The 12,878-nt window shown below is 65.1% G+C and carries 11 protein-coding genes; 8 read left to right on the top strand and 3 right to left on the bottom strand.

The window, feature by feature from the left end:
- The first annotated feature begins 28 nt into the window (after window positions 1-28).
- Window positions 29-706: a ribose-5-phosphate isomerase RpiA gene (gene rpiA, locus OU994_RS26140; protein ID WP_281608299.1), complete on the top strand. Its 678-nt coding sequence runs from the start codon at window positions 29-31 to the stop codon at window positions 704-706.
- A 219-nt stretch (window positions 707-925) separates the two neighbouring features.
- Here rpiA and OU994_RS26135 read toward each other — a convergent pair whose 3' ends face one another.
- A complete protein-coding gene (locus OU994_RS26135; RefSeq protein ID WP_131144395.1) occupies window positions 926-1,198 on the bottom strand; it encodes an oxidative damage protection protein in 273 nt (90 codons plus the stop codon).
- Between the two features lie 59 nt (window positions 1,199-1,257).
- The gene (argA, locus tag OU994_RS26130) at window positions 1,258-2,568 is read right to left on the bottom strand and encodes an amino-acid N-acetyltransferase (RefSeq protein ID WP_131144396.1); all 1,311 of its coding nucleotides are present in this window, start codon (window positions 2,566-2,568) and stop codon (window positions 1,258-1,260) included.
- A gap of 65 nt (window positions 2,569-2,633) precedes the next feature.
- On the opposite strand from argA, the gene hrpA reads away from it, so the two are divergent.
- A complete protein-coding gene (gene hrpA, locus OU994_RS26125; protein ID WP_281608298.1) occupies window positions 2,634-6,794 on the top strand; it encodes an ATP-dependent RNA helicase HrpA in 4,161 nt (1,386 codons plus the stop codon).
- 314 nt (window positions 6,795-7,108) lie between these two features.
- Here the strand turns inward: hrpA and OU994_RS26120 are convergent, their stop codons facing one another.
- Window positions 7,109-7,822, bottom strand: a complete 714-nt coding sequence (locus OU994_RS26120) for a PRC-barrel domain-containing protein (protein ID WP_281608297.1) — start codon at window positions 7,820-7,822, stop codon at window positions 7,109-7,111.
- A gap of 155 nt (window positions 7,823-7,977) precedes the next feature.
- Here OU994_RS26120 and OU994_RS26115 point away from each other — a divergent pair, with 155 nt between their 5' ends.
- From OU994_RS26115 to OU994_RS26090, 6 genes are all read left to right on the top strand, one after another.
- Window positions 7,978-9,051: a PHB depolymerase family esterase gene (locus OU994_RS26115; RefSeq protein ID WP_281608296.1), complete on the top strand. Its 1,074-nt coding sequence runs from the start codon at window positions 7,978-7,980 to the stop codon at window positions 9,049-9,051.
- A gap of 132 nt (window positions 9,052-9,183) precedes the next feature.
- On the top strand, window positions 9,184-9,891 hold the full coding sequence (gene imuA, locus OU994_RS26110; protein ID WP_131144400.1) for a translesion DNA synthesis-associated protein ImuA: 708 nt from the start codon (window positions 9,184-9,186) through the stop codon (window positions 9,889-9,891).
- On the top strand, window positions 9,821-11,296 hold the full coding sequence (locus OU994_RS26105; RefSeq protein ID WP_281608295.1) for a DNA polymerase Y family protein: 1,476 nt from the start codon (window positions 9,821-9,823) through the stop codon (window positions 11,294-11,296). The genes imuA and OU994_RS26105 overlap by 71 nt, the downstream gene beginning before the upstream one ends.
- Before the next feature lie 195 nt (window positions 11,297-11,491).
- Window positions 11,492-12,046, top strand: a complete 555-nt coding sequence (locus OU994_RS26100) for a hypothetical protein (protein ID WP_281608294.1) — start codon at window positions 11,492-11,494, stop codon at window positions 12,044-12,046.
- A gap of 31 nt (window positions 12,047-12,077) precedes the next feature.
- Window positions 12,078-12,212, top strand: coding sequence for a hypothetical protein (locus OU994_RS26095; protein ID WP_281608293.1), 135 nt, complete (start codon window positions 12,078-12,080; stop codon window positions 12,210-12,212).
- Between the two features lie 237 nt (window positions 12,213-12,449).
- Window positions 12,450-12,737 carry a hypothetical protein gene (locus OU994_RS26090; RefSeq protein ID WP_281608292.1) on the top strand — a complete coding sequence of 96 codons (288 nt, stop codon included), beginning with the start codon at window positions 12,450-12,452 and terminating at the stop codon, window positions 12,735-12,737.
- Window positions 12,738-12,878 lie beyond the last annotated feature (141 nt).

Here is a 12,878-nt window from a genome sequence, read left to right as displayed (position 1 = left end):
TCGAATCCGTAATCCCCTATCCTCAATCATGACTCAAGACGAACTGAAACAGGCCGTGGCGCGCGCCGCCATCGGCTACGTGGTCGACGGCGAAATCATCGGCGTCGGCACCGGCTCGACCGCCAATTTCTTCATCGACGAACTGGCCGCCATCAAGCATCGCATCAAGGGCACCGTGGCCTCGTCGGAAGCCACCGCGGCGCGCCTGCAAGGCCACGGCATTCCCGTGTTCGACCTGAACGAGGTGGACTCGATCGCCGTCTACATCGACGGTGCCGACGAGATCGACGCTTCCGGCGCGATGATCAAGGGCGGCGGCGCGGCGCTGACGCGCGAGAAGATCGTGGCATCGGTGTCGAAATCGTTCGTCTGCATCGCCGACGGCTCGAAGCTGGTCGGCACGCTGGGCAAGTTCGCGCTGCCGGTCGAAGTGATCCCGATGGCCCGCAATGCCGTGTTCCGCCAGCTGGCGGCGCTGGGCGGCCAGCCGAAGGTGCGCGTCAAGCCGGGTACCGATGAGCCGTTCGTCACCGACAACGGCGGCCACCTGATCGACGTGGCCGGCCTGTCGATCACCGATCCGGTCGGGCTGGAAAACACCATCAACCAGATGACCGGCGTGATCGCCGTGGGCCTGTTCGCCGCGCGCGGCGCCAATGTGTGCCTGCTGGGGACCGCCGAGGGCGTGAAGACGCTGAGCTGGTAAGCCAGCGGCAATTGCCGGGGTGAGACCCGCAGGGTTTGTTGAGCTGGCAAGCGGCGGCAACTGCCGGGGTCAGACCCCCGATACCGCTGGCGGCAAGCCCGGTCGTTTGCGGTGACGGGGGTCTCACCCCAGGGTTTGCGCCTGGGTTCAAACGAGGCCGACAGCGCCTTGAAATGAAAAACGGCACCCGCGGGTGCCGTTTTGCTGAGGGAGCAGTGCTTACGCCGTCGGCGGCACGTAGCCCTGGGCTTCGTCGGCGCCTTCGCCGAAGAAATGCTTTTCCATCTGCGCGGCCAGGTACTTGCGGGCGCGCACGTCGGCCAGGTTCAGGCGGTTTTCGTTGACCAGCATGGTCTGGTGCTTCAGCCAGGCCGCCCAGGCCTCTTTCGACACGGATTCATAGATCTTCTTGCCCAGTTCGCCTGGATACGGCGGGAAGTCCAGGCCTTCGGCTTCCTTGTTCAGTTTGATGCATTGGACGGTACGGGCCATCTCGGGTGCTCCTCAGTGTGCAGAAACGTGCATTGTAAAGCTTCTCGGGCAAACGCCGCTTACAGCGTTTTGACCAGCACCTGCGACTTGCGCTGGTAGTTGTACATGCGCTGGCGGTCCTTCGGCAGCGCATCCACGGTGGCCGGCACGAAGCCGCGCTTGATGAACCAGTGCGCGGTGCGGGTGGTGAGCACGAACAGCCTGGTGATGCCGGAAGCGCGCGCGCGGTTTTCCATGTGCTTCAGGATCCGCTCCCCATCGCCCTGGGCCTGCACTTCGGGGTTGACCGTCAGGCATGCCATTTCGGCCATCTTCTCTTCCGGGAACGGGTACAGCGCGGCGCAGCCGAAGATCACGCCATCGTGTTCGATGACGGAAAAATAATTGATTTCCCGTTCGATCAGCTCGCGGCCGCGCTTGACCAGCGTGCCGTCCGCTTCCAGCGGTTCGATCAGCTTGATAATCCCGCCGACGTCCTCAATTGTGGCGGGGCGCAGGCTTTCCAGGTTCTCATGGCTGATCATGGTGCCCACGCCATCGTGCGTGAACAGTTCCAGCATGGCCGAACCGTCCATCGCGAATGGCACGATGTGCGAACGTTCCACGCCGCTGTTGCAGGCCTTGACGCAGTGGCGCAGGTAGAACGCGCTTTCCGGCGACAGGAAATTCGCCTGCAGCACGGCTTCGGCCATGTGCGACGACAGTTCGCGGATTTCCGTGCCGGCCAGGTCGCGCAGCATCTCGGTCTCGGTGATGAAGATCAGCTTGTCCGCATGCAGCGCCACGGCGGCCGAGACGGCCACGTCTTCCATCGTCAGGTTGAACGCTTCGCCGGTGGGCGAGAAGCCCAGCGGCGACAGCAGGATCACGCCGCCGGCGGCCAGGATCGAGTGGATCGTTTCGGCATCGACCTTGCGGGTCACGCCGGTCAGTTCCAGGTCCACGCCGTCGATGACGCCGAGCGGGCGAGCCGTGACGAAGTTGCCGGAAATGACACGGATCGCCGCGTTCGACATCGGCGTGTTCGGCAAGCCCTGGCTGAACGCGGCTTCGATATCGAGGCGCAGTTCGCCGGCGGCTTCCTTGGCGCATTCCATCGCCGCGGTATCGGTGACGCGGATGCCGTTGTGGAAGCGGCCCTCGACGTTCCGCAGCGCCAGCTGTTCGGCGACCTGGGGCCGCGAGCCGTACACGACGACGACCTTGATGCCGAGCGCGTGCAGCAGCGACAGGTCGTGCGCCAGCACCGGCAGGGCGCCGGCCGCCACCAGTTCACCGGGGAAGGCCACCACGAACGTCTTGCCGCGGAAGGCGTGGATATAAGGCGCGACGGAACGCAGCCACTGGACGAATTCGACGGGATTTTCCATGCGCCGCATTATAATTCGCTGCGCGGCATTCGTCGTAAAACTCGCAGCAAAACCTCGTAAAAACAATGTCTGAAGCCATCAAGCAGTCCCCTTCCTCTTCTTCCCCGAAAACGAACGAAGCGCGTACCCCGCGCCGCGATGACGGCCGCCGCGGCGGCGCGCCACGGGAAAAAGCAACGCCGGAGCAGGGTGCCGCGGGCGAAAAGCGCGCGCCGAGGCAGGGTGGCGCGCGCGAAAAACCGACGCCCGAGCAGGTTGCCGCGCGCGAGGCCGAACGCCTGTTCCGCAATCCGCTGCCGCCCATCACGTTCCCGGAAGACTTGCCGGTGTCGGGCCGGCGGGGCGAGATTGCCGAGGCATTGTCGAAGCACCAGGTCGTGATCGTCTCGGGCGAGACCGGTTCCGGCAAGACCACGCAGCTGCCGAAGATCTGCCTGGAGCTGGGCCGCGGGCAAAAGGGCCTGATCGGCCACACCCAGCCGCGCCGCATCGCCGCTTCCTCGACCGCCAAGCGGATCGCCCAGGAACTGGGCTCGCCGCTGGGCGAGCACGTGGGCTACAAGGTGCGCTTCAACGATACCCTGCACAAGGGCGCGTACGTGAAGCTGATGACGGACGGTATCCTGCTGGCCGAAACCCAGACCGACCCGCTGCTCAAGGGCTACGACACGATCATCATCGACGAGGCGCACGAACGCAGCCTGAACATCGATTTCCTGCTGGGCTACCTGAAGCAGCTGCTGCCGCGCCGGCCGGACCTGAAGGTGATCATCACGTCCGCCACCATCGATGCCGAGCGTTTCGCCCGCCATTTCAGCCAGCACGGCAAGCCGCCGGTGCCGGTGATCGAGGTCTCCGGGCGCCTGTATGCCGTGGAAGTGCGCTACCGGCCGGTGGAACGCGAGCCGGTCACCCTGCCGGAAGGCGCGAATGCGGCGAAACCGCAATTGCGCACGGCCGCCGCCGCGCGTGAAAAGCGCGACCTGATCGATGCCATCCTCGATGGCGTCGACGAGGTATGCCGCATCGGTCCCGGCGATGTGCTGGTGTTCCTGCCCGGCGAGCGGGAGATCCGCGATGCGGCCGAGGCGCTGCGCAAGCACCATCCGCCGCACGTGGAAATCCTGCCGCTGTTCGCCCGCCTGTCGGTGGAGGAGCAGGACCGCGTGTTCCGCACCACGAACCAGCGCAGGATCGTCCTCGCCACCAACGTGGCCGAGACGTCGCTGACGGTGCCGGGCATCCGCTACGTGGTCGATGCCGGCCTGGCGCGCGTGAAGCGCTACAGCTACCGCAACAAGGTCGAGCAGCTGCAGGTCGAACCGGTGGCGCAGTCCGCGGCCAACCAGCGCGCCGGCCGTTGCGGCCGCGTGGCCGATGGCGTGTGCATCCGGCTCTACGACGAAGAGGATTACAACAAGCGGCCGAAGTTTACCGATCCGGAAATCCTGCGCTCGTCGCTGGCGTCGGTCATCCTGCGGATGAAGTCCCTGCACCTGGCGGACGTGGAGACGTTCCCGTTCATCGAACCGCCGCTGGCGCGCGCGATCGCCGACGGCTACCAGCTGCTGCAGGAACTGGGCGCCGTCGATGACGACAACCGGCTGACGAACCTGGGCCGCAAGCTGGCCAAGCTGCCGCTCGATCCGCGCGTGGGGCGCATGATCCTGGCCGCGCAGGATTTCACCTGCCTGACCGAAGTGCTGATCGTGGCGGCCGCGCTGTCGGTGCAGGACCCGCGCGACCGGCCGATCGAGCACCAGCAGGCGGCCGACCAGGCGCACCAGAAATTCGCCGATGAAAAGTCCGAATTCCTTTCCTACATCAGGATCTGGCGCTGGTTCGAGGAAGCCATCGAGCACAAGAAGACCAATCGCCAGTTGCAGGACAACTGCCGTGCCAACTTCCTGTCGCAGGTGCGGCTGCGCGAGTGGCGCGACGTGCATTCCCAGCTGCTCACGCTGGTCAAGGAGCAGGGCTGGCGCATGAACGAAACGCCGGCCACCTACGAGCAGGTGCACATGGCGCTGCTCACGGGCCTGCTGGGCAACGTCGGCTTCAAGATGGAGGACGATCCCGGCTACCTGGGCGCGCGCGGCATCAAGTTCAATATCTGGCCCGGTTCCTCGCTGGGCAAGAAGGCCGGCAAGTGGGTGATGGCGGCCGAACTGGTGGAGACCACGCGGCTCTACGCGCGCACCATTGCGAAGATCGAGCCTGAGTGGCTGGAAAAGATCGGCGCGCACCTGCTGAGGAAATCGTGGGGCGAACCGCGCTGGGAAAAGCGCCCGGCACAGGTGACGGCGGCCGAGAAGGCCACCCTGTACGGCCTGACGATCTACAGCCAGCGCCGCATCAACTATGCGCTGCACAATCCGGCCGAGGCGCGCGAGATCTTCATCCGCGATGCGCTGGTGGCCGGCGACTACGACACGCGCGCGCCGTTCTTCGCCCACAACCACCGGCTGGTGAAGGAAATCGAGAACCTGGAACACAAGTCGCGCCGGCAGGACGTGCTGGTGGACGACCAGCTGATCGAGGCGTTCTACGACAAGCTGATCCCGCACGACGTGGTCAACGGCGCCGGTTTCGAAGCCTGGTACAAGAAGGCCGCGCAGGCCGAGCCGAAGATCCTGTACCTCGTCAAGGAAGACCTGATGCGGCACGAGGCGGCCGGCGTGACGACCGAGCTGTTTCCGAAGAAGCTGCTGGCCGCCGGCGTGGAGATGGCGCTCACGTATCACTTCGAGCCGGGCACGGTGCGCGACGGCGTCACGCTGCACGTGCCGCTGTATGCGCTGAACCAGCTGTCGCGCGAGCGCTGCGAATGGCTGGTGCCGGGCATGCTGAAGGAAAAGGTGCACCTGCTGCTGAAATCGCTGCCGCAAAAACTGCGCCGGCACATGGTGCCGCTGCCCGAGTATGCGCAGAAGTTCTGCGACCGCATCCACGAGAAGCAGGCGTTCGGCCGCGGCGACCTGGTCGACGCGATCATCGCCGACATCCGCGAGCAGATCACGATCACGGTGCTGACCTCCGACTTCAAGCCAGAACAGCTGCCGGCGCACCACTTCATGAACTTCAAGGTGATCGACGAGCATGGCCGCCAGCTGGACATGGGCCGCAACCTGGCCACCCTGCAGGCGGAATACGGCATCCAGGCGCGGCAGAGTTTCCAGAGGATGGCGGAAAACGCGCCGCCCGCATCCGCCGCTTCGCTGGCGCAGCTGGGCGGAGGACGGGCGGAGAAGGGGCTGGACAAGAGTCAGGACAGGGGCGCAAAGCACGGCGGTATCGCGGGCGAGGTGAAAGCGGGTGGCATGCCGGGTGCGGCCGTGCCGGCACCGGCAGCCGCCGCGCCGGCACCTGCCGCCGCGCATACGAACATCACGTCATGGTCGTTCGGCGAACTGCCGGAACTGCTGGAGATCGTGCAGGGCAAGCTGACCCTGATCGGCTTCCCGGCGCTGGTGGACAAGGGCACGCACTGCGACCTGGAAGTGTTCGACGATCCGAACGTGGCCGCGCGCACGCACCGCATCGGCCTGCGCCGCCTGTTCGCGCTGCAGATGAAGGACCAGATCAAGTTCGTCGAGAAAAGCATCCCGAACCTGCAGCAGATGGGCATGCAGTTCATGAGCATGGGCACGCAGGAGGAATTGCGCGACCAGATCATCGCCAAGGCGATCGACATCGCCTGCCTGCAGGATCCGCTGCCGCTCGACGCGGCCGCGTTCAACAAGCGCAAGGACGAAGGCAAGTCGCGGCTGGTGCTGCTGGTGAACGAGATCGCCCGGCTGGTGTCGCAGGTGCTGACCGAGTTCCACGGCTTGCCGAAGCGGCTGCAGGGCATCAACCCGCAGGCCGCGGCCGACATGCAGGAACAGCTGAAAGGGCTGGTGCACAAGCGCTTCCTGCTCGATACCGAATTCGCGCAGCTGGCGCATTTCCCGCGCTACCTGAAGGCGATGAACGTGCGGCTGGAAAAGCTGCGCACCGATCCGGCACGCGATGCGAAATCGATGGCCGACTGGCACCAGGCGGCGCAGCCTTACCTGCGCGTGATGCGCGAGAAATCGGCCGGCAAGAATACCGATCCGAAACTGGTGGAGTATCGCTGGATGCTGGAGGAATTGCGCGTTTCGCTGTTCGCGCAGGAGCTGCGCACGCCGATGCCGGTGTCGGTCAAGCGCTTGTTTAAAGTATGGGAGTCGATGCAGCGGTAGTCAAAAGCCGCGCGGAGCGGTAATGCCGTTCTGTTAAGTCCACCCCAAAGTGCAAATTCCGGGGTCAGAGTGGAGTACTGGCCTGCAGGCCAGTACCGCTACGCCGGCAAGGAGCGATGCTCCTTGAAACCCCGGCTACGCCCCGGCGGGGTGAAGCAGGGGTTTCGCGAAGCATGCTTCGCGCCTGCGCAACGGTCCTGGCATGCATGCCAGGACTCCCTCCTGACCCCAGCCCTTCGCTGTTGGGGTGGATGCATGCGCTTCCAATGTGCCGGATTACGCTTAACTGAACGGCATTACGGCGGCCAGGCCTGTCAGTACTTCTTGTTCGGGTCGATGCTGGTGTTCTGGTTCGACAGCCCGCCGGCCTGGTTGACGTTCTTGTCGGTCAGGTCGGAGTCGCCGCGCCCCAGGTCCAGCGCGTCGCTGCCCAGGCCGGTGCCGCTGCCCAGGCCGCCGCTCTGGCTGGACAGGCCGCTGCTGCTGCCCATGCTGCCGCTGCCCATGCTGCTGCCCGAGCCGCCGGACAGGTTGCCCGACTGGCTCTGGCCAAAGCTCGAGCCGCTCTGCATCGTGCTGCTGCCGCTGCTCATCACGCTGCCGGTGGAGGTCATCTGGCCAGGCATCGCCTGCGCGGCGCCGCCCCAGAAGCTGCTGATCTGGCTGCCGAATTCGGCGCTCGCCATGTCGGGCCAGCGGTCCTTGTCGAAGCCGGGGGCGTTTTCCAGGCGTTCCTTCGCCACGTCCAGGATGAAGCGCTTGTTGACGGTATCGAGTTGCAGCGCCTGCCATGGCACGGCGAACAGCTTGTCGCCCATGCCCAGGATGCCGCCGAACGACAGCACGGCATAGGCGATTTTGCCGGACTGCATGTCGATCATGATTTCTTTGATGTCGCCCAGGTCTTCTTCCTGGCGGTTGTACACGTCTTCGCCCATCAGCGTGTCGGCACCCATCAGGTGCGGGCCGGGGCCATCGTTGTCGCGGTCACGGTAAATGCCAAACGGGTCTCGGTCGAGATAGCTCATGTTGGTCTCCTGTGATGCAGTTTGTGGAAAGGCCGCCGCGCGTGGCCCGGCGGTGCGCATGCCAGAATAGCGCAAGCGGATTTTTCGCGTCCTTACCGGAATTCAATAGTGTGGCCGGGCTCCGTTGCAGGGAGGCCCGACAGAACGGAGGAATCATGGTCAAGCGAAATGCCGGCGCGCGCCTGGTGCGCTCGTTGATGAAGGCGGGAACCGCCCAGCAAAAGGCGGCGGTGAAGATGGTCGGGTCCATGCTGGCGTTGCCGAAGAGCAGCGTGCGCAAGCGGCCCGCGAAGAAGGCCGCGGTGGCGGGGCCCCGCGCGCGCACGCCGCCGGCCACGCCGGTGGCGCCCGGGCGCTGGCTGGCCGGCCATCACCTGGCGGGGGCCCAGCAGATGCAGTACTGGCTGTACCTGCCGCAGGGCGAAGTGCCACAGGAAGGCAGGAACCATGGCTGGCCGCTGGTGCTGATGCTGCATGGCTGCCAGCTGACCGCCACCCAGTTCGCGCAGGGCACGCGGATGAACACGGTGGCGGAAAAGAAGGGCTATGCGGTGCTCTATCCGCAGCAATCCGTCACCGTGCATGCGCAGCGCTGCTGGCGCTGGTTCGACCGCGCCACGCAGCAGGGCGGCGGCGACGTGCAGCCGGTGGCGGCCATCCTCGGCAAGGTGCTGGCGCAGTATCCGATCGACCGGCGCCGCATCTACGTGTGCGGCATCTCGGCCGGTGCCGGCCTGGCCAATATCCTGGCGCTCAATTTCCCCGACCTGTTCGCGGCGGTCGGCCTGCATTCCGGGCCCGTGTTCGGCGCCGGCCACGGTACCGTCGGCGCGCTGGGCGTGATGCGCCATGGCGGTGGCTTGCGGACCGAGCCGGCCATCCGTGAAGTGCTGGCGCGGCGTGCCAATTTCCCGCTGATGCCCGCCATCCTGTTCCAGGGCGATGCCGATACCGTGGTGCATGCGGTGAACCAGCAGCAGCTCGTGCGACAGAGTTTGCTGTTGAACGGCGTGCCGGCCGATACACCGGTCAAGGTCACGCGGCGCGGCACCCGCAGCGGGCATGAGATCCGCGATTACCAGGTCGGCAGCAAGGTGGTGCTGCGGGTGGTGCGGGTCGATACGCTGGACCATGCGTGGAGCGGCGGCGACACGATGATCGCCTTCCACGGCAAAGGGCCGGATGCCAGCCGGATGATGCTGGAGTTTTTCGGCAAGCACCGGCGGTAACAGCCATCGTCGCATAGTGCCTTGGCGCTCCCTCGAGCCGGGCTGGCGCCACACGATTGCCAGAATGTCATTGTCAAAACGGCCCATCGATAGTACTGTATAGGCATACAGTATTTCTTTGAATCATCACCCATGGCCCAACTTGCTCCGCTCGCGGCGCCGGAAGCCTTGCATCCCTCACTCTGGCTTGCATCGCAACTGGCGCAATCGCACGATCGCTGCGTCGACACCGGACACCCGGTCCTGTCGGCCCAGTTGCCGGGCGGCGGCTGGCCGACGGGAACGCTGGTGGAATTGCTGCTGCAGCAGCCGGGGATCGGCGAAATGCGCCTGCTGCAACCGGCACTGGGGGCCTTGAAACGGCCCATCGTGCTGGTGCAGCCGCCGTATGCCCCGCAGGCGCTGGCGCTCGATGCGCTGGGCATTTCCCCCACCCAGCTGGTGTGGATCCGCAACACGGGCAAGAGCGCCGATGCGCTGTGGGCCGCCGAACAGATCCTGCGCAGCGGCTGCTGCGGCGCATTGCTGCTGTGGCAGCAGCACGTGCGCAGCGAAGCGCTGCGCCGGCTGCACCTGGCGGCGCAAAGCGGCGAAACGCTGTTCTGCCTGATGCGGCCGCTGGCGGCCGCGCAGGATGCGTCGCCGGCGCCGTTGCGGCTGGCATTGCGGCCCGCCGCCGGGGGGCTGCAGATCGATTTTGTAAAACGCCGGGGGCCGCAACGCGATGCGCCATTGTTCCTGCCCTTGACCCCTTCTTTACTGCAACGACATGCGCCTCTGGATCGGCCTGCACCTGCCCCGGCTCCCGCTCGAAGTATTTTGCCCGAGCTGGTCGGCTGACGCGCTCACCGCGGTGCTGGACCACGACGCGGTGCTGGCCGTGTCGGGCGATGCGCGCCGCGCCGGGATCGTGCCGGGCATGCGCCGCGGCGGCGCGCTGATGATGGCGCCGGAAGCGCAGTTGCACGAACGCGCGCCGGAGCGGGAAAGCGAAGCACTGCACGCGGTGGCGATGGCGATGCTGCAGTTCACGCCGCAGGTGGCCGAAGCCGAGGAAGCCACGCTGCTGATGGACGTGGGCGCCAGCCTGCGCCTGTTCGGCGGCATCCGCCGCCTGTGCGCCTTGGTGCGCGCCAGCCTGCGCAAGCTGGGTTTTACCGCCGTGCTGGGCGTGGCGCCCACGGCGCGCGGCGCCTGGCTGCTGGCGCGCGGCGGCGGTGGCCGGGCGATCCGGCTGGAGAAAATGACGGCGCGGCTGCACCGGCTGCCGGCCAGCCTGCTGCCGCCGGCGCGGCCCTACATGACATGGCTGGAAGGTATCGGCTGCCTGTCGGTGGGCGACGTGGCGCGCCTGCCGCGGCCAGGCCTGCAGCGGCGCTGCGGGCGTGCGCTGCTCGACGTGCTCGATGCGGCGCTGGGCCACGCGGCCGAGATGTTCCACTGGATCGAGGCGCCCACCACCTTCCATGCCAAGCTGGAGCTGTTTGGCCGGATCGAGAACACCGATCTGCTGCTGGCCGGCGCCTGCCGCCTGCTGCAGCAGATGACGGGCTGGCTGAACGCCCGCCAGCTGGCCGTCGAGCGCATCACGCTGCTGCTGGAGCACGAGCGGGGCAAGGTGGCGCGGCCGCCCACGCCCGTGGAGATTGTGCTGGCCGAAGCGGTCTGGCGTGACGACCACCTGGTGCGCCTGCTGAAGGAACGGCTCGCCAAGCTGGAACTCGAAGCGCCCGTGATCGGGCTGGTGCTGGAAGCGCCGCATGTCAAGCCGATGGCGCCGCTGTCGGATTCGCTGTTCCCCGAACCGGGCGGCAGCAGCGAAGACCGGCAGCGCCTGTTCGAGGTGCTGGTGGCGCGGCTGGGAGCGGACAACGTGCTGCAGGCGGCGCCGAAAGCCGATTACCGTCCCGAGCACGCGAATGCGTGGGTGCCCGTGCAGCAAAAGATCCGCCCGCAAGACGTGGCCGCCTGCCTGCCGCCCGGCGGCCTGCCGCGCCCCACGTGGCTGCTGCCGAAGCCGATCGCGCTGCTGGTGCGCGACCACCGGCCTTTCTACTGCTCGCCGCTGCGCATGGTGTCGGCCGCCGAACGCATCGAGGCGGGCTGGTGGAGCGACACGCAGACGCGCGATTACTTCATTGCCCAGGGTGAGGACAACGCGCATTATTGGGTGTATCGCGAACGGCTGCCGGGGGCGGACGAGGAGGCCGAACCGCGGTGGTATCTGCATGGGTTGTTCGGGTGATGCGGGCTTCATGACCCTGTCGATGTGACGTGAGGCTGTCGCTCGCCTGTTCTCGCCGGGGGTATTTGGCGATGAGCGCGGCCTGCGTGACAATCCGCGGATTTTCAGGGCGATCCGTCTGCTATTCTCACCGCGCAGGTCGATTCCGCCGGAGCGTCAGTCTAAGGCGCATGCATAAAGCCTGAAAAATTACCCATGAAAGCAGATTTCGTCACCTCGCAGCACGGTGAGCATGACCATCTCCTTATTGCCCGTGGTGAAGGCTACGACTGGAGCGTGACCGCCTGCGTTTCCATAACGGGCGACGATGCGCGGATAACCCAGGTGAACATCCTGGCGAGCGCAGGGAACTCATGCTTCCGAAGCGTGCGTTGCGTCGGTGGCATCGCGTATATCGGATTTGGCCGCTTCGTATTCGTCGTCGACATCTCCCGCAACGACATTCGCCGGCATGAACTGGACGGCTACTTTGGACATCTGTATGACACCAGTGACCTGGAGCATCTCGATGACCGCATCGCCGTCCTTGCCGCTTCCGCATCGGAACTGCTCGCATTCGACCGCACGGGAAACCTGCTGTGGAAGCAGTCCGGTCTCGGGATCGATGGCGTGGTTCTCCACCATGCCGGGCTGGACCGCATCGGGGGCGAAGGCGAATGGGATCCACCTGGCGGCTGGCGGCCATTCACCTTGATTGCGCAATCCGGCGAGAGACTCGAGTCAGAAAGCTTCGCCGGATGGCGCCCGTAACTGGAAGGTAGTCAGAGCAAAGGAGGAGATCGTGGGGAAAAAAACCTTAATCATTGTTGTAATCATTCTTCTTGCGGCAATTGCCGGCTTCCTTGCCATGGACCGGCAGGAAAAGACCATCGCCCAGGAGCGCGAAAAAGCATTCGACAAGAAATTTGCAAGGTAGTCGAGGACCGACGAAGGCGCTGATGGTAATCATATGGCGGCGACACTACGGTACGCATCGAGACCACTGAACATCCTCATCGCGGCAAAGCGCTGAAAAGCCATGCCTCTCTCAATACCACAAACCACCTGCTGACCAGGCACAAGGGTGTGGTGTACACGGTAAACCTGCTGGCAGCGCGAACAGAGCGCTACTTGCGGGATAATGCGGTGTGACCTTCTTTCACTGCTGATGAACATGCCGGCCCCGGAATCAGATTCAATACGAAATTACGTACCAGCCGCAGCTTTTTTCTGCTGGTCTTTTGCAGCGCCTCTGTTCACATGGTGGGTATTTTTCAAGCTGTCGCACATGTCTGCCAATGCAGGGTACCTCTTGCCCTTCATTGCCATCATCGGCGTTGCAGTTATTCTGTTCGCTGCGCTACTGATCGGATGGCTGACCCGAACCCTGGCACCCAGCCTGCTGGGGGCGGTAAGCGGATTGATAGTGATAGTAGTGATCGGCCTCGGCGCCATTTTTTAAATCTGCAAGTTGATACAACGGTCTGTCCCCATGGCCGCTTTGCAGAATGCATTGCTGGACGGGAGGCGGAACTGCCTTGCCCGGGTCACATGCCGGGCGATCCGTCAAACAACTTGGAAGATTTGTAGGGCCACTCCTTCC

The sequence above is a fragment of the Pseudoduganella sp. SL102 genome (assembly GCF_027856995.1).
GTDB classification, from domain to species: domain Bacteria; phylum Pseudomonadota; class Gammaproteobacteria; order Burkholderiales; family Burkholderiaceae_D; genus Rugamonas; species Rugamonas albidiflava.
The sequence above is the reverse complement of the archived record's forward strand: the minus strand, read 5'-3'. Positions and strand labels throughout refer to the sequence as shown.